Here is a 16353-nt window from a genome sequence, read left to right as displayed (position 1 = left end):
ACGGCTGATAGCACAGGTAGCGGCATCGGCCTTTGGAAATAAAAGCGAAAGCCAGGCATGGATTTGAAAAGAGAGCAAAAACCGCAGGAACGGGTCGAGGCCATCGATCTGGCTGAGACAACCATTCCCCCGGTCAAATTAGGTCGTATTGGTTATGCACTGCACGGATTCCGTGCAGCCTGGCGTGAAGAACCCGGCTTTCGCAACCATGTGATCGGCGCCGCCGCAATGTTGGCGACGCTCATCCTGCTGAAACCAGCCGCTATCTGGTGGGCCCTCGCCCTGCTCTGCTCGGCCCTGCTGCTGGCGCTGGAGCTGGTGAACTCCGCCATCGAGCGGGTGATCGATCATGTCGACGGACGCCTTCACCCCCGGATCAAGGCGATCAAGGATATGTCGGCGGCTGCGGTCATCGCCGCGTCGATCGGGGTTTTCCTGCTCGGTATCATCATGATCGCCGACACGCTGGCGTGACTCGCCCCTCCTGAACGGTCCCGGCCGCTTGCCGGACCGCTTTGGCGAGCGCTTACCCCTTTTTTGTATTCACTCCCGCCAATGGTGACAGGCGACCATGTGGCTGTCGCCGGTGCCGTCTTCCTCCAGCGGCGGGCGTTCCTCGGCGCAAAGCTCCGTTGCCTTGGGGCAACGGGTTCGGAACACGCAGCCCGAGGGCGGCGCCATGGGCGACGGCAGATCGCCCTGCAACACCAGGCGATGCTTGTCGCGCTCCTTGTCCGGATCGGGGATCGGCACGGCGGAGATCAGCGCCTGGGTATAGGGGTGGCGCGGCGCGGCATAGATCGAGGCGCGGTCGGCGATCTCCATCACCCGGCCGAGATAGAGCACCATGATGCGGTGGCTGATATGGCGCACCACGGAAAGGTCGTGGCTGATGAACAGCATCGAGAGACCGAACTCCTGCTGCAGCTTCATCAGCAGGTTGATGATCTGCGCCTGGATCGAGACATCCAGGGCAGAGACGGGTTCGTCACAGATGATCAGCTTGGGTCCCAGCACCATGGCGCGGGCAATGCCGATGCGCTGGCACTGGCCGCCGGAGAATTCGTGCGGATAGCGGTTGATCATCTGCGGCAGCAGGCCGACCTTGGCCATCATGTCCTTCACCCGCGTCTTCATCGCCGCTTTGCCGATGTTGGGCTCGAAAGTGCGTAGCGGTTCGCCGATGATCTCGCCCACGGTCATGCGCGGATTGAGGCTGGCCAGCGGGTCCTGAAAGATGATCTGCATCTCCTGGCGCTTGGCGCGCAGGGCCTCGCTATCCAGGCCCGCCAGATCCTCGCCCAGCCAGATCACCTTGCCGTCGGTCGGCGGGATCAGTTGCAGAACGGCACGACCCAGGGTCGACTTGCCGCAACCGGATTCGCCCACGATGCCCAGGGTCTCACCCGGCTTCAGGTCGAAGGAGACACCGTCCACAGCCTTCAGCGGCTGATAGCGCCCGGCGAAAATGCCGCCGACACGGATGTCGAAATGGACTTTCAGATCATGAATTGAGAGAACAGGGCCGCTCATCAAGACACCCCCAGGGTTTCGCTCTGCCGGGCGGTGCCCGGCGCCGGCAGGGTATCCAGATGACAGGCCTTCTCGCGCCGCTCATCGACGAAGCGCAGCGCCGGTTCCGCGCTGCGGCAGGTATCGAAGACATAGGGACAGCGTTCCTGATAAGCGCAGCCCGGCGGCAGCGCCTGCAGGTTCGGCGGCTGGCCGGGGATGGTGCTGAGCTCGCTTTCGCCGGCCTTGTCCAGGCGCGGCATGGAACCCAAAAGGCCCTGGGAATAGGGATGCTGCGGGCGATAGAAGATATCGCGCACATCGCCCTTTTCGACCACCCGGCCGGCGTACATCACCATGACCCGGTCGCAGAGCCCGGCGACCACCCCCAGATCGTGGGTGATCATGATGATGGCGGTACCGAAATCGCGTTTCAGATCGCCCATCAGATCCAGGATCTGCGCCTGGATGGTAACGTCCAGTGCCGTCGTTGGTTCGTCGGCAATCAGCAGATCGGGCTCACAGAGCAGCGCCATGGCGATCATCACGCGCTGGCGCATGCCACCGGAAAACTCGTGCGGATGGAGATCGAAGCGCGCCTTGGCGCCGGGAATCCCGACCCGGTCCAGCATGTCGATGCCGCGGGCCCTGGCCTGCGTCTCGTTCATGCCCTTGTGCTCGACAAGCACCTCGGTCATCTGCTTGGAGATGCGCAGATAGGGATTCAGAGAGGTCATGGAATCCTGAAAGATCATCGACATGGTCACGCCGCGAATCTTATTCAGCTCCCGCGCCGGCAGCCCAAGAATCTCCTTGCCGCGATAGCGCGCCGAACCGGTGCTGTGCCCATTCTTGGCCAGCAACCCCATGATCGACATGAAGATCTGGGTCTTGCCGGAACCGGACTCCCCGACCACCCCGACACTCTCACCCTTGGCAATGTCGAAGCTCACCGAGCTCACCGCATGCACCTCGCCATCAGGCGTCGCAAAGCGCGTGTCAAGGTTCTCGACAGACAGCACCTTTGTATCTGCATCGTTCGCTGCAATTGCCATGGTCACCGATCCTTCGGATCGAGGGCGTCGCGCAGGCCGTCGCCGATGAAGTTGAAGGCGAAGAGCGTCAGCGCCAGGAAGATGGCGGGATAGATCAGCATCCAGGGTGCCGGCTCCATCACCTTGGCGCCCTCGGCAATCAGCACACCCCAGGAGGTCAAAGGCTCCTGCACGCCGAGCCCCAGGAAGGACAGGAAGGATTCGGTCAGGATGACCTGCGGAACGGTGAGCGTCATATAGACGATCACCGGCCCCAGCACATTGGGGATGACGTGGCGGAAGATGATCTTGAAATTGGAGACGCCGCCGGCCCGGGCCGCCTCGATGAACTCCTTGCGTTTTATTGAGATCGTCTGGCCCCGGACGATACGCGCCATGGTCAGCCACTCCACCGCCCCCAGGGCGACGAATATCAAGAAGATGTTCCGCCCGAAGACAACCATCAGCATGATGACGAAGAACATGAAGGGCAGCGAGTACATGACATCGACGATGCGCATCATGACGTTGTCGGTCCGCCCGCCGACGAAGCCGGCGACCGCCCCGTAGGTAACCCCGATGACCAGCGACACAGTCGTCGCCAGGAGGCCCACGGCAAGCGAGACCCTGGCGCCGTAGAGAATGCGGATGAACATATCGCGGCCGTTGCCGTCGGTGCCGAACCAATGCGCGTTGGCGTAGTCGGGCGGCTGCTGGATACGGTCCCAATAGATCTCATCGAAGGGATGCGGGCTGAGCAGCGGCGCAAACAACGCCATCACCGCGATGACGCCCAGCACCACCATCGAAGCGACAGCGGCCTTGTTGCGGAACAGGCGGATGCGCGCGTCCTGCCAGAGTGAACGCCCTTCCAGCTCCTCCATGGGGGCGAGGGCGTCCGAGGCGGCGGTGGTATGGATCATCACACGTACCTCACTTTGGGATCGAGTACGGCGTAGAGCAGGTCGACCAGCAGATTAAGCAGCATGATCAAAACGGCATAAATGATGACCACGCCCATCACCAGGGGATAGTCGCGGTTGAGTGCCGCGTTGACGAAATAGGTGCCGATACCCGGAACGCCGAAGATGCTCTCGATCACGACCGAGCCGGTCATGACCGCGGCTGTCGCCGGGCCGAGATAGGAAACCACCGGCATGATCGCGCCCTTGAGGGCGTGGCGGACGACCACAAGCTGTTCGCGCAGGCCCTTGGCGCGGGCCGTGCGCACATAGTTCGAATGCAGCACCTCAACCATCGAACCGCGGGTCAGGCGGGCCACATAGGCGATCTGCGGCAGGGCCAGCGCGATGATCGGCATGATCTTGTACTGCAAGGCCCCTCCGCCCCAGCCGGAGGTCGGCAGAAGATTCAGATAGATCCCGAAGACCAGCGATAGAAACGGCGCCATGACGAAGTTCGGCACGGCAATGCCGATCATCGATACCGTCATGATCGAGAAATCGGCCCCGGTGTTCTGGCGCAATGCCGCCAGGGTGCCTAAGCTGACCCCGATAACCAGCGCCAGCACGATGGCCGAGAGGCCGAGCTGCATGGAGGCCGGGGCACCGGAAAGGATCAACTCGCCTACAGAAAAGTCGCGGATCTTCAACGAGGGACCGAAATCGGCCGTGAGGATGCGCCCGAGATAGAGGAAGTACTGCTCGACCAGCGGCTTATCCAGGTCATAGGCCGCCATGATGTTCTTTTCGATTTCCGGCGGCAGGGCGCGGTCGGAATCGAAAGGGCCGCCCGGGGCGAGCCGCATCATGAAAAACGCAACCGTTATGATAACGAAGAGGGTGGGTATCGTCGTGATAAGGCGCCTAAGCGCATAGGAAAGCACAGCAGCAGCCCCCTGGTAATGAAAAGTCGACGCTACGGCAGGCCCGCGATGTGCGAACCTGCCGTAGCGTACTCAGGAAGCGATGCTTACTGCTTCAAATCCAGGAAACGTGTGACGTGACGGTCGGGTGCATTGTCGACCCAGCCCACCACGTTCGGCGAAACCAGCTGCTTTGAGACGTAGTAGTAGATCGGTGCAATCGGCTGTCCTTCCATGGCGACGGCTTCCGCCTCGCCAAGGATCTTCGCCCGCTGCCCGAGATCGACAACCGCCCCCGCTTCCGCCATCAGGCCATCGAACTTCTCGCTGCCGAACTTCGAGTAGTTGATCGGGCCGGTTTTGGTTTCCAGCAGGAAAAGGAAATTCTGGGCGTCGTTGTAGTCGGCGATCCAGCCGGCGCGGGCCACCTGAAAATCACCCTGCTTCAGATCGGAGTAATGGATCTTGCCATCCGTGTTGAACAGTTCGGCATTCACACCGAGCTTCTTCCACATCGACTGAACGGCCACGGCGATCCGCTTGTGGTTCTCCGACGTGTTGTAGCGCAGCGTTACCTTAAGCGGCTTGTCGGGGCCGTAACCGGCCTCGGCCAGCAGACCCTTGGCTTTCTCGAAGACCTCGCCGTAAGGCTCACCCTTCCAGTCCGCGTACTGGGGTTCACCGTAGTTGCCGGTGCCCGGGGGCACGAAGCTGTAGGCCGGCAGCTCGCCGGTGCGCAGCACCTTGTCGGTGATCACTTCGCGGTTGATCGCCATGGAAAGCGCCTTGCGGACACGAACGTCGTTGAAGGGTTCTGTGTCGGAACGGAAGACATAGTAGTAGATGCCGGCATAGGGCGCGATGCGCAGGCTGTCGGCCATGTTTTCACGCAGCCAATCGATCTGTTCAGAGGCGATGTCGCGCCCGACGTCAATCTCGCCGGCGCGGAAGCGCTTCTGGATCGCCGTGCGGTCTTCCATGCTGTAGTAGATCACCCGGTCGATGGCCACATTCTCGGCATCATAGAACTTGTCGTTCTTCACCAGCTCGGTGCTCACATTCGGGGTCCAGTTGACCAGCTTGTAAGGGCCGTTGACGACGATGTTCTCGGGCTTGGTCCAGTCCCGACCGTGTTTCTCGACCATATGGCGCGGCACCGGAAAGGCGGTCTGATGGGTGAGCTGCGCCAGGAAATATGGCGCGGCGGCAGTCAGCTGAACCCGCAGGGTCTTGTCGTCGACGGCCTCGGCGGCAAGGACTTCGGGTCCGCCCTTGCCGGTGTTGACGTCTTCGGCACCCTCGATGATGTAGAGCAGCGATGCATACTCGGCGCCGGTGTCCGGCTTCAGGATGCGCTGCCAGGCATAGACGAAATCATGTGCCGTTACCGGCGTCCCGTCTGACCACATATGATCGCGGATCTTGAAGGTATAGGTCTTGCCGTCTTCGCTGATCGTCCAGCTTTCGGCCGCGCCCGCGATGGGCTCACCATCCTGCCCGTAGGTCAGCAGACCCAGGGTCATGTCGTCCGAAATGCGGCTGGTCTGCACGGTGGAGATGTAGTGGGGGTCCATGGACTGCGGCTCGCCGTCGTTCCCGACCCTGAGGACCTTTTCGGCCTGAGCCGTTCCGGTCAGCGCAACCGCAAGGCCGACGCCCAGCGCTACGCGTTTGAAGTTTTTCAGAAGCATAAATCCGCTCTCCCATTCTTGTTGTTCGAAGCCTTTCCCACCTGGACAGCGGATCCCCCCCGAAATCAGCCGCTTCAACGGTGAGCCGACGCCTGCACGCCGGTCCTCAACGCATAATAGAGCCCCAACAAGCAATCGTTACAAGCCTCCTTCTGTAGCAAATTGCAGGGAAGGGTTGCTATGTATACGTACAGATATTTTTCCTAGCCGTTTCGTCAAAAGGCACAAAAGGAAGCGCTGCTCACAACCAAGGGTTCGCGCCTGACGGTCAGGCCGGAAGAGAATGCCGGAGGACAAAAAAGAAGGGCTCAGCCGAGCCCTTTTTTGCCCATTTCGAGGAATTTTTCACGGCGCTGCTGCTTCAGCTGGGGCCCGGTCTCGCGCAGCAACTCACGAATGCCCGCTTCCAGGCGGTCGCCGACCGCGGCAATGGAGCTGTCGCCGCCACGATGGGCACCGCCCAACGGTTCGGGAACGATGTCGTCGATAACGCCCAGGTTCAGCAGGTCCTGCGCCGTCAGGCGCAAGGCCTCCGCCGCGTCCTGCGCCTGTTCCCCGGAACGCCAGAGGATAGAGGCACAGCCTTCCGGTGAAATCACCGAATAGATCGAGTGTTCCAGCATGAAGATCCGGTTGGCTGCGGCCAGGGCGATGGCGCCACCGGAGCCGCCCTCGCCGATGATAACCGACAGCAAGGGCACTTCGACCCCCAGGCAGACCTCTATGGAGCGGGCGATGGCTTCGGCCTGGCCGCGCTCCTCGGCGCCGACACCGGGATAGGCGCCTGCCGTATCCACCAGGGTGATGACCGGCAGGCCGAACCGCTCGGCCATGCGCATCAGGCGCTGGGCTTTACGATAGCCTTCCGGCCGGGCCATACCGAAGTTGTGCTTCACGCGTGACGTGATATCGGCGCCCTTTTCGTGTCCGATCACCATCACGGAATAGCCGCGAAACCGCCCCAGGCCGCCGACGATGGCGTGATCCTCGGCAAACAGCCGATCGCCGGAAAGCGGGGTGAAGTCCTCCACCAGGGCGGCGATGTAATCGCGAAAATGGGGGCGGTCGGGATGACGGGCGACCTGGGTCTTCTGCCAGGCGGACAGCTTGCCGTAAGTCTGCCGCAGCAGCCGGTCGACCTTGCCCTGGAGCTTCTCGACCTCCTCGGCAATGTTGATCTCCCCGTCATCGGAGAGATGCCTCAATTCCTCGATCTTGCCTTCGAGCTCGGCGATCGGTTTTTCGAAATCAAGAAAGTTGTGCATGGATTTCTGTCTAGCACAGGCGCAGAGCCGTGGCACGCCTTAGGTTGCCGTGGCACGCCTTAGGTTATGGGCGGAAACCGGCATACCACGCTGCCGGCTTCCGCCCAATAACAAGTCGCCGGCCTCAGCCCTTGGCGATCAAACGCGCCTTCTTCACCATCACCTCGGCCTGCTTGATGGAGGCGATGTCGATCAGCCGGCCGTCCAGCGAAACCGCGCCCTTGCCTTCCTTGGTTGCCTGGCGCATCGCCTTGATGATGCGCTTGGCCTTGTCGATTTCGGCCTTGGAGGGGCTGTTCACCTCGTTGGCCAGATCGATCTGGCTCGGGTGGATCGCCCATTTGCCTTCGCAACCCAGAACCGCAGCGCGGTTCGCCTGGGCGCGGAAACCCGCGGGGTCAGAGAAGTCGCCGAACGGCCCGTCGATGGGCCTGAGGCCCGCGGCCCGCGCCGCAACCACCATGCGGGCGATGGCGTAGTGCCACATATCGCCCCAGTGATAGAGCCGCTCGCCCGCATCGTCCGGGTCGCTCAGCACGCCGTAAAGCTCGTTGGGCCCGCCGATGACGGTGGTGCGCGCCTTGGTCGAGGCGGCATAGTCGGCAACCCCGAAGTGCAGGCTTTCGTTGCGCGGCGAAGCCGTCGCGATGGCATCGACGTTGGCCATGCCGAGCGCGGTTTCGATGATCATCTCGAAACCGATCCGCTTTTTGCGGCCGACAGCCTCCTCGGCCTGGGTGACCAGCATATCCACCGCGTAGATGTCCGCCGCGGTTCCCGCCTTGGGGATCATGATCAGGTCGAGGCGCTCACCGCCCTGTTCGATGATGTCGATGACGTCGCGGTACATGTAATGGGTGTCGAGGCCGTTGATGCGCACCGACATGGTCTTGTTGCCCCAGTCGACGTCGTTCAGCGCCTTGATGATGTTTTTGCGCGCCTGGACCTTGTCGTCGGGCGCAACCGCATCCTCCAGGTCCAGAAAGACAACGTCGGCGTCGGATTCGGCCGCCTTCTTGAAGAGTTTCGGGTTGCTGCCCGGCACCGCCAGTTCGCTACGGTTCAGGCGCGCGGGCGCCGGTTCGACAATGGTAAAGCTCATGGAAATCCCCTTACTCGGTCTGGGCGGTAATCACTATCAGGCGCGCCGCCAAGGACCCTTGGCGAATCCCCGCTGCGGCAGCCTGCCGGGTTCGCTGGGAAATTGGTCATACCACTTGCTCTTGTCAACCGGAACCTCGCCCGAATCCGTTGATTTTTCAGCGCGCCCGGCCTTTGGTGAGGAACGGACCCTTGGCGAGGGGATGGTGGGTCTGGACCAGCGACTTAAGCCGCTCACCCAGAACATGGGTATAGATCTGGGTGGTCGAGATATCCGCATGACCCAGCATTTTCTGCAGCGAGCGCAGGTCGGCGCCGTGGTCCAGCAGGTGACTGGCGAAGGCATGGCGCATGACGTGCGGCGAAACCTTGGCGGCGTCGAGTTGCGCCCGCCGGGCGAGATCCTTCAGCAACTGGCCGACGCGGTGGCGCGTGAGGTGACCGCTTGCCCCGCGCGACGGGAACAGCCAGGGCGATTCCTGTCTGGCTGCCTTCGCAGCTTCGCCCCCCTTCTTCGCCTTGCCGGCCCTCGGCAGATAGGCGGCCCGCACCGCCAGATACTCGGCGAGACTCTCTTTGGCCGCCTCGCTCAGCGGCACCATGCGTTCCTTGTTGCCCTTGCCGCGAACAATGAGCAGACGTTGATCGCGCTGGGCCGCCGCCAGACGCAGGGAGACCAGCTCTGAGACGCGCAGGCCGGTGGCGTAGAGCAGTTCCACCAGGGCCGCGAGGCGCAACCCCTCTGGATCTTTCTGCGCCCGGGCCGTGGTCAGAAGCCTATCGACCTCCTCTTCGCTCAGGATCTTCGGCAGCGCACGGCCCTGGCGCGGCGAATCGATACCGGCGCTGGGGTCGTCGCCGCGCAACCCTTCGCTGACCAGAAAACGGTAGAACTGGCGCAGCGCCGAAAGCCGCCGGGCCGCGGTTCGCGGCGCCATCCCGGCGCGCGCAAGCTGGCTGAGAAAAGCCCGCAGGTCCTCGGTACCTGCCGATTCCAGGCTGCCCCGGCGCGGCCGCAGGAAGCCCGCAAAACTCTCCAGGTCGCGGCGATAGGCCTCCAGCGTATTGCCCGCCGCGCCGCGCTCGGCGGCCAGCATCTCCAGAAAAGGGTCCAGTTGCGGCGTCATCGCGCGGGCTGGCCGGGCCGGCACCGTCGCGCGCCTATAGGCCGCTGTCCGCGCCGCTGTCGAGGGCCGCTTCCAGAGCCAGAGCCCGCGCGTCACTGCCCAGGCCCAGGGTACTCAGTGCGGAAACCGCATAGCCGAGCGCCAGAGGATGGTTGTCGCCGGCCGGGCCGTCGCCGAGGGAAAGGGCGGCCAGCAGGACCGTTTCGCCGCGCCGCCCGGCAGCGGCTGCATCGCCGAGGGCCAGCAGGCGCGGCAGGCCCCCAAGGGCCGATCCCGCGTCCCCGTTATCCAGAATGCCCGGCCAGGCGTTCGGTTCCGGCTGGCCCAGCGCCCGCGACAGCACCATCGCCTGCAGGACCGGTCCGGCCAGGTCGCCATCGCTGGGCGCCAGCGGCTCGCTGCCGCCGGCAAGGCGGGCGTAGGGCTTCACCGCTTCGAAAGCGGCCTGGGACTCCGGGTTCTTCACGCCATCGAGCCGCAGAACGGCCGCCCAGGCGGCGGCCCGCTCGAACTGGCCGACACGATAGAGGCTGCGCACCGCAGCCGGGGCGAACCAGGCCAGCTCCAATCCCGGTGACAGCGTCTCCAGCTGCGGCAGGATCGCCCGGGCCATGGCATAGCCGCGCCCGGCCTTGTCCGCTGCCGCCACGGCGGCCAGCAGAAACTCGGCCTTGGCCGAAACGATGCTCTCCCCGCCGGCGGCATGAAACAGCAGGGCACGCCCGCGAATTCCGCCGGACTGTTCGGCCTGCACCAGGGGATCGGTCAGCTCCGATTCTTCGAAAGAGATCGCGTTGTAGGCCGTCGCCAGTTCGTCGCCCGGCAGGATCGCCGCCTGAACCAGACGCTCCAAGGCGCCGGCCTTGTCGGTTGCCGATGCCTTGGGCAGCGCGGCGAGGCCATGCAACAAAAGCGGCGGCGCCGTCTCGGCCAGATCCGCCGGCGGCTCCCCGGCACCGACCCGCAGCATGGCGAGGGTCAGGGGCGTGAGGCCCTCGGCGGCCAGACCTTCGGCCTTACCCCCGATGAAAAGATTGCTGGCGGCATAAAAAGCGGGATCGCCGTTCGGGTCCTGCTCGCGCAGGAGATCCAGGGCCAGGAAGGCCTGATCGCGCTGCTCGGCGACAAACTGGCAGAAGACCAGGCCTCTGGCCCAATAGGTTTCCGCAGGGAAACGCGCCACGGCGCTGCGAACCAGACCGCAGGCCTCTTCGTCGCGCGCCTGCAGCAGCAGGCCGTCGACCCGCGCCTGGGCAAGCCAGGAGTCGTCGAGCCGCTGCGGCACGATGCCGAGCAAGCGGTTGAGGCCGGCCAGTTCCCCCATGGCGTAGAGGCGCTGGGCGCGCAGGCGCAGGAAGGCGCTGTTCTGTGACGTGGCCACCGCATCCGCCAGGGTATTCCCGGCACCCGCCGCCGCACCGCGCCGCTCAGGCGCCTGGGCATTGCTGAGCAGCAGGCGGGTCGTCAGGCCGCGCAGCGCCGGCGAGGCCGGATCATCGGGCAAGGCGGCAATCAGGCGCTCGACAAGGCCCCGGTCGCTTCCGGCCCAGGCATCGATTCCGAGACCGCCAAACCCGGGTTCCAGAATGCCGAGCGATTCACTGTCCAGCTCCTGCAGCTTGTCGACCTGGATGCCCTCGTACTGAGGCGTCTCGCCCAGGGTCGTCTCAGGCACAGCCGGTCCGTCGCGGGCGGGCAGACCCTGACCCGCCGCCGGATCGTCGCTCGGCGCTTCGGGCCCGGCGACCGTCGGGGGAAACAGGCTGATCGGCGCATTCGGCTGCTCCTGCGCCGCCGAAATGCCTGCAGAGGCGCCCAGCAAGACCACAGTCAACGCCGCAGCCCGCAGCCGGGCCGGGTTCAGAAAAATCGGAGAGGCGGTGTTGTAGACCAGACGCTCAGCGCGGAAAACGTTCATCGGGCAGCACCTTTTCGACCGGCGCCGAGGGCGGCGGAATATCCCAGGTGAGGAGGAAGAAACCGCCGGACACAATAAGCCCGGCAATCACGACGAGGGCGATGAGGCTTGTCTTTTTCATCAAAACTCTTGTCTAAGACCCAAAAAATAACGGTTTTCGGAGCTATTGCAGTGTCCCGGCCGGCGCCGGACGACGCCACCGTAGTACTTGCGCCGCCCGGAAGATTCTATGATAAAGTCCGAATCTGGCGCGAAGGCGGCAGTTTACCTAGGGTCTTTCACCGTTGCAATGATCGGCAGGCGCGTGGTCCGAACCGCTTCAGAAGGCTCAGTGCCGGCGGCAGAGATGCTTAAACTCCCCCGTACGGTCGCCTTCGTCGGCCTTATGGGTGCGGGCAAGTCATGCATCGGCCGCCTTCTTGCGGCGGCCCTGGCGCTGCCCTTCGTCGACGCCGACAAGGAAATTGAGTCGGCCGCCGGCTGTTCGATCGAAGACATTTTCACCGCCCATGGCGAAGAAGCCTTTCGCGCCGGCGAGCGGCGGGTCATCGCCCGCCTGCTGGACCAGCCGAGCGTGATCCTGGCGACCGGCGGCGGCGCTTTCATGGACCCCGACACCCGCGCGCTGATCCACGAGCGCGCCATCTCCGTCTGGCTGCGCGCCGATGTCGAACTTCTGTTGCGCCGCACTTCCCGGCGCAACAACCGGCCGCTGCTGAAACGCGGCGATCCGCGCAAGATCCTCCGCGATCTGATCGAGGAACGTTACCCCGTCTATGCCGAGGCCGATATTGTCGTCGATTCCGTCGACGGACCGCCGGAGATGACCCTGGCCCGGGTAACGCAGAGCCTGCGCAGCTACCTCGAGAATCCGGAGGCAGCCGGGCGGCGGCGCGCCAAGGCCGGGAGCGCCGCAGAGTGACCGGACACAAGAGCCTGAGCGTCGACCTCGGCGACCGCAGCTACGATATCCTGATCGGCACCACGGTCCTGGCCGCAGCCGGCAAGCTGATGCAGCCACTGCTGAAGAGCGACCGGGTCATCATCGTCACCGACGAGAACGTGGCGGCGCTGCACCTCGCCCGCCTGGAGCGCGCCCTCGACGATGCCGGCCTGCATTACCAAAGCATTGCCGTGGCGCCGGGCGATACCAGCAAGTCCCTGGACCAACTGGGGCGCCTGATCGACCAACTGCTGGCCGCGAAGGTGGAACGCAGCACCACCATCCTGGCGCTGGGCGGCGGCGTCATCGGCGACTTGGCCGGCTTCGCCGCGGCGGTCACCCTGCGCGGCCTCGACTTCATCCAGATCCCCACCAGCCTGCTCGCCCAGGTCGACAGCTCGGTCGGCGGCAAGACGGGGATCAACAGCCGCCACGGCAAGAACCTGATCGGCGCCTTCTACCAACCCCGGCTGGTACTGGCCGATACCTCCATCCTCACCACCCTGCCGCGCCGCGAAATGCTGGCCGGCTACGCCGAGGTGGTGAAGTACGGGCTGATCCAGGATGCCGCCTTTTTCACCTGGCTGGAATCCCACGGCGCCGACCTGATCGAAGGCGATCGCCCGGCTCTCGAACGGGCGGTGCTGACGAGCTGCCGCTGCAAGGCGGAGGTTGTTGCCGCCGACGAACGCGAAGGCGGCCGCCGCGCCCTGCTGAACCTCGGCCATACCTTCGGCCATGCCCTGGAGGCCGAGACCGGCTACGGCGGCGAGTTGCTGCATGGCGAGGCGGTGGCCGTCGGCATGGTCATGGCTTTCGATCTCTCGGTGCAGCGCGGCCACTGCCCGCCGGAAGACGCCGACCGGCTGCGCCGGCATCTCGCCGCCGTCGGCCTGCCCACCGGATTTGCCGATCTGCCGCAGCGTCATTGGGATGCCGAGCGCCTGCTCGATCACATGGGCCGCGACAAAAAGGTGAACCAGGGCCGCATCAACTTCGTTCTTGCCCGCGGCATCGGCGAGGCCTACATCGAAAGCGATGTGAAAACCGAAGAAGTCATGGCGCTGCTGACCTCTGCCATCAGCCAGTCGGACCAGCTTGCCAACGAAAACAGCGCTGCGGACATGACGTCCCGCGCCACCCTGGGCAGCTAGCACCTGAAGCCCATCAACCCCGCAACATTATAGACAGACAATGGACATGGACATTGCCACCACCCTCGGCGCCATAGTGGCGCTGCTGGTCTTTTCAGCATTCTTTTCCGGCTCGGAAACCGCGCTGACAGCCGCTTCGCGGCCACGCCTGCACAATCTGGCGCAATCCGGCAATCGCCGCGCCAATGTGGTGAACGAGCTTTGGCTGGAGAAAGAGCATCTGATCGGCGCCATTCTGCTGGGCAATAACCTGGTCAACATCCTGGCTTCGGCCCTGGCCACCAGCCTTTTGATTACCCTGTTCGGCGAAGCCGGGGTGATCTACGCAACCCTGGGCATGACCGTCATGGTCCTGATTTTCGCAGAGGTCCTGCCGAAGACCTACGCCCTGCAGAACGCCGAGCGCGCCGCCCTCTCCGTCGCGCCGATCCTCCGCCTGATCGTTGCCGTGCTGAAGCCGATCTCCATGGCCATCCAGTTGATCGTGCGCATGGCGCTGTCGCTGTTCGGCATCGAGGTGCGCCACACGCTGTCCGCCGAAGCCTCGGAGGAACAACTGCGCGGCGCCATCGACCTGCATCAGGGCGAAGGCCTGGGCGAGGAGGAGAAGCACGAGCGCGAAATGCTGCGTTCGATCCTGGACCTGGGCGATGTCTGGGTCGAGGAGATCATGGTTCACCGCAAGGAAATGGTGGCCATCAACATCGACCAGTCGCCGGCGCAGATCGTCGAAGAAGTGCTGGCCAGCCCCTACACCCGCCTGCCGCTGTGGCGCGACGATCCCGACAACATCGTCGCCGTCCTGCACGCCAAAGCCCTATTGCGGGCGGTTCAGGCGGCCGGCGCAAAGCTGGACGATCTCGACATCCTGGGAATCGCCAATGCCCCCTGGTTCATCCCAGAAACGACCGACCTGCTGTCCCAGCTACAGGCCTTCCGAAGCCGCCACGAACACTTCGCCATCGTTGTCGACGAGTACGGCGAGGTCCTGGGCATCGTCACCCTGGAGGACATCCTTGAAGAGATCGTCGGCGATATCGCCGACGAGCACGACGTGGAGATGGAGGGCGTACAGATCGAGCGCGACGGCTCCGTCATCGCCGACGGCCGGGTCACCCTGCGCGACCTGAACCGCCGCTTCGAATGGCGCCTGCCGGATGAAGAGGCCTCCACGATTGCCGGCCTCATCCTGCACGAGGCGCGCAGCATCCCGGAGGCCGGGCAGCTCTTCACCTTCCATGGCTTCAACTTCGAGATCCTGGGCCGCAAGCGCAATCAGGTCACCTCGATCCGCATCAGTGCGATGCCGGCCGCCGATGCCCGGAAACCGGAAGACGATCCTGTCGACACATAGGGATTCGCTGGGAATTCACTGGATCGCCGCAACGGGTCCCGCCGGGGACCTAAACACGCGCCCATAAGCGAAACAGCCAGGGGACCTCGGCGGGCGCAGGTTTTGGCAGCCGAACCGGCGGGGGCAATGAGGCCACCACCAGTATAACGCGCATCCCGCGGCGCCCGGCAAACAGCGGCCATCGCCTTGCCACAGGCGGGATACAGCCCGTTGCTTGACGCCTTCACCGGGCGGCTGCACAATTGGTCGTAATATAAGACCAAATACCTCGCAGAAACCAGCGTGCAAGCGGGAGGAATATATGCACCGAAAAGTTGTTCCTGACATCGTCAACGAGCAGCGCATCGAGCTGCTTCCGGCCAGTACCACCGTTCGCGACGCGGCGCGCAATATGGCCGAGCGTCATATTGGTGCGGTCCTGATCGGAACCCCGGAGCGCCTCGAGGGAATCTTCACCGAGCGCGATGTGCTGACCCGCGTCGTCGCCCGTGGCCTCGATCCGGACAGCACCCGGCTGGAAACCGTGATGACCGCCGACCCGGATACCGTCGGCCCGGACGACATCGCCCTGAACGTTCTCGAGCGCATGCGCGCCTCGGGCTATCGCCACCTGCCCGTTGTCAACAACGGCAAGGTGACCGGCATTGTCTCGATCCGCGACCTCTATGCCGCGGTCAAGCGCGAGCTGGAGGAAGACCTGCAGCAACGTGAGGCCTTCATGTTCGACACCGGCTACGGCACCGGCTGAGACCAGGCTTACGCCGAGGACAGCCGCCGGTCAGCCCTTCGGTTGACCTGTAGGGCTCTGCGCCTATAGTCGCGCTTCTGTCTGCAACAGTCGTGCGGTAACCCTATTATGCCCCTGCCCCCACCCCCCGTGGAACGGACCAAGCTGCATAACCGAACCTATGACTTTCAGGGTTACCAACGCAGCGACGGCCTTTGGGATATTGAGGGGCGCATCGTCGACACCAAGACCTATGCATTCGAGAACGACCACCGCGGCGAGATCAAACCCGGCGAAGCGCTGCACGATATGTCGATCCGCCTGACCATAGACGATGACTTCGTGGTGCACGATATCGAAGCGGTAACCGACGACAGCCCCTTTGCCATCTGCCCGGCGGTGACGCCGAACTTCAAAACCATCATCGGCTGCCAGATCAAGCCCGGCTGGCGCCAACAGGTGCGCAAACAGATCAGTGCCGCCGACGGCTGCACCCATCTGGTCGAAATGCTGGGCGCCATGGCGACCGTCGCCTTCCAGACGCTCTATCCTGTGCGGGCAAAAAAAGCCGGCGCGCGCAAGCCCGGGCAACGCCCCACTCTGCTCGATACCTGCCACGCCTTTCGCAGCGACGGACCCATCGTGAAAAAGTCCTGGCCGGATTTCTACACCGGCGACTGAGACCCTGGCGCCCTATACACG

At 64.0% G+C, this 16353-nt stretch carries 15 protein-coding genes and 1 pseudogene; 6 read left to right on the top strand and 10 right to left on the bottom strand.

Annotation, left to right across the window (positions count from 1 at the left end; all coding sequences use genetic code 11):
• The first annotated feature begins 57 nt into the window (after window positions 1–57).
• Window positions 58–474, top strand: coding sequence for a diacylglycerol kinase (locus HBA54_RS24965; RefSeq protein ID WP_167230150.1), 417 nt, complete (start codon window positions 58–60; stop codon window positions 472–474).
• Between the two features lie 69 nt (window positions 475–543).
• Here the strand turns inward: HBA54_RS24965 and HBA54_RS24960 are convergent, their stop codons facing one another.
• The 10 genes from HBA54_RS24960 to HBA54_RS24915 all read right to left on the bottom strand — a co-directional run bounded on the left by HBA54_RS24960 (window position 544) and on the right by HBA54_RS24915 (window position 11594).
• A complete protein-coding gene (locus HBA54_RS24960; RefSeq protein ID WP_167230148.1) occupies window positions 544–1533 on the bottom strand; it encodes an ABC transporter ATP-binding protein in 990 nt (329 codons plus the stop codon).
• Window positions 1533–2567, bottom strand: coding sequence for an ABC transporter ATP-binding protein (locus HBA54_RS24955; RefSeq protein ID WP_167230144.1), 1035 nt, complete (start codon window positions 2565–2567; stop codon window positions 1533–1535). Before HBA54_RS24955 ends, HBA54_RS24960 begins: the two co-directional genes overlap by 1 nt.
• A 2-nt stretch (window positions 2568–2569) precedes the next feature.
• Complete coding sequence (locus tag HBA54_RS24950; protein ID WP_167230141.1) at window positions 2570–3469, bottom strand: ABC transporter permease subunit; 900 nt, start codon at window positions 3467–3469, stop codon at window positions 2570–2572.
• Entirely contained in the window at window positions 3469–4392 is a 924-nt protein-coding gene (gene oppB, locus HBA54_RS24945) for an oligopeptide ABC transporter permease OppB (protein ID WP_167230138.1), read from the bottom strand. The genes HBA54_RS24950 and oppB overlap by 1 nt, the downstream gene beginning before the upstream one ends.
• An 86-nt stretch (window positions 4393–4478) precedes the next feature.
• Complete coding sequence (locus HBA54_RS24940; protein ID WP_167230135.1) at window positions 4479–6062, bottom strand: peptide ABC transporter substrate-binding protein; 1584 nt, start codon at window positions 6060–6062, stop codon at window positions 4479–4481.
• A gap of 308 nt (window positions 6063–6370) precedes the next feature.
• Entirely contained in the window at window positions 6371–7327 is a 957-nt protein-coding gene (locus tag HBA54_RS24935) for an acetyl-CoA carboxylase carboxyltransferase subunit alpha (protein WP_167230132.1), read from the bottom strand.
• A gap of 124 nt (window positions 7328–7451) precedes the next feature.
• Window positions 7452–8429 (bottom strand): HpcH/HpaI aldolase/citrate lyase family protein, encoded by a 978-nt coding sequence (locus HBA54_RS24930; RefSeq protein WP_167230129.1) that lies wholly within the window; start codon window positions 8427–8429, stop codon window positions 7452–7454.
• 157 nt (window positions 8430–8586) lie between these two features.
• Window positions 8587–9555 carry a site-specific tyrosine recombinase XerD gene (gene xerD, locus HBA54_RS24925; RefSeq protein ID WP_167230221.1) on the bottom strand — a complete coding sequence of 323 codons (969 nt, stop codon included), beginning with the start codon at window positions 9553–9555 and terminating at the stop codon, window positions 8587–8589.
• A gap of 34 nt (window positions 9556–9589) precedes the next feature.
• Entirely contained in the window at window positions 9590–11473 is a 1884-nt protein-coding gene (locus HBA54_RS24920) for a hypothetical protein (RefSeq protein WP_167230126.1), read from the bottom strand.
• Complete coding sequence (locus tag HBA54_RS24915) at window positions 11454–11594, bottom strand: hypothetical protein (protein ID WP_167230124.1); 141 nt, start codon at window positions 11592–11594, stop codon at window positions 11454–11456. The genes HBA54_RS24920 and HBA54_RS24915 overlap by 20 nt, the downstream gene beginning before the upstream one ends.
• A gap of 225 nt (window positions 11595–11819) precedes the next feature.
• On the opposite strand from HBA54_RS24915, the gene HBA54_RS24910 reads away from it, so the two are divergent.
• The 5 genes and pseudogenes from HBA54_RS24910 (at window position 11820) to HBA54_RS24890 (ending at window position 16332) form a co-directional block, all read left to right on the top strand.
• Window positions 11820–12395 (top strand): shikimate kinase, encoded by a 576-nt coding sequence (locus tag HBA54_RS24910; RefSeq protein WP_240932894.1) that lies wholly within the window; start codon window positions 11820–11822, stop codon window positions 12393–12395.
• A pseudogene (gene aroB / locus HBA54_RS24905) lies at window positions 12392–13501 on the top strand (3-dehydroquinate synthase); the annotation flags it as partial. The gene HBA54_RS24910 and the pseudogene aroB, both read left to right, overlap by 4 nt.
• Before the next feature lie 115 nt (window positions 13502–13616).
• Complete coding sequence (locus HBA54_RS24900; RefSeq protein WP_322096115.1) at window positions 13617–14924, top strand: HlyC/CorC family transporter; 1308 nt, start codon at window positions 13617–13619, stop codon at window positions 14922–14924.
• A 301-nt stretch (window positions 14925–15225) separates the two neighbouring features.
• A complete protein-coding gene (locus HBA54_RS24895; RefSeq protein ID WP_167230114.1) occupies window positions 15226–15672 on the top strand; it encodes a CBS domain-containing protein in 447 nt (148 codons plus the stop codon).
• Between the two features lie 108 nt (window positions 15673–15780).
• A complete protein-coding gene (locus HBA54_RS24890) occupies window positions 15781–16332 on the top strand; it encodes a DUF2889 domain-containing protein (protein WP_167230111.1) in 552 nt (183 codons plus the stop codon).
• Window positions 16333–16353: the final 21 nt, after the last annotated feature.

The organism is Pelagibius litoralis, from assembly GCF_011683915.1.
GTDB lineage: Bacteria > Pseudomonadota > Alphaproteobacteria > Kiloniellales > Kiloniellaceae > Pelagibius > Pelagibius litoralis.
The sequence above is the reverse complement of the archived record's forward strand: the minus strand, read 5'-3'. Positions and strand labels throughout refer to the sequence as shown.

Excerpts from the sequence above, each read along its gene's own strand:
- HBA54_RS24965 (WP_167230150.1), top strand. The coding sequence starts at position 58 with ATGGATTTGAAAAGAGAGCAAAAACCGCAGGAACGGGTCGAGGCCATC.
- HBA54_RS24960 (WP_167230148.1), bottom strand. The coding sequence starts at position 1,533 with ATGAGCGGCCCTGTTCTCTCAATTCATGATCTGAAAGTCCATTTCGAC.
- HBA54_RS24955 (WP_167230144.1), bottom strand. The coding sequence starts at position 2,567 with ATGGCAATTGCAGCGAACGATGCAGATACAAAGGTGCTGTCTGTCGAG.
- HBA54_RS24950 (WP_167230141.1), bottom strand. The coding sequence starts at position 3,469 with ATGATCCATACCACCGCCGCCTCGGACGCCCTCGCCCCCATGGAGGAG.
- HBA54_RS24940 (WP_167230135.1), bottom strand. The coding sequence starts at position 6,062 with ATGCTTCTGAAAAACTTCAAACGCGTAGCGCTGGGCGTCGGCCTTGCG.
- HBA54_RS24935 (WP_167230132.1), bottom strand. The coding sequence starts at position 7,327 with ATGCACAACTTTCTTGATTTCGAAAAACCGATCGCCGAGCTCGAAGGC.
- HBA54_RS24930 (WP_167230129.1), bottom strand. The coding sequence starts at position 8,429 with ATGAGCTTTACCATTGTCGAACCGGCGCCCGCGCGCCTGAACCGTAGC.
- xerD (WP_167230221.1), bottom strand. The coding sequence starts at position 9,555 with ATGACGCCGCAACTGGACCCTTTTCTGGAGATGCTGGCCGCCGAGCGC.
- HBA54_RS24920 (WP_167230126.1), bottom strand. The coding sequence starts at position 11,473 with ATGAACGTTTTCCGCGCTGAGCGTCTGGTCTACAACACCGCCTCTCCG.
- HBA54_RS24915 (WP_167230124.1), bottom strand. The coding sequence starts at position 11,594 with ATGAAAAAGACAAGCCTCATCGCCCTCGTCGTGATTGCCGGGCTTATT.
- HBA54_RS24910 (WP_240932894.1), top strand. The coding sequence starts at position 11,820 with ATGCTTAAACTCCCCCGTACGGTCGCCTTCGTCGGCCTTATGGGTGCG.
- HBA54_RS24900 (WP_322096115.1), top strand. The coding sequence starts at position 13,617 with ATGGACATTGCCACCACCCTCGGCGCCATAGTGGCGCTGCTGGTCTTT.
- HBA54_RS24895 (WP_167230114.1), top strand. The coding sequence starts at position 15,226 with ATGCACCGAAAAGTTGTTCCTGACATCGTCAACGAGCAGCGCATCGAG.
- HBA54_RS24890 (WP_167230111.1), top strand. The coding sequence starts at position 15,781 with ATGCCCCTGCCCCCACCCCCCGTGGAACGGACCAAGCTGCATAACCGA.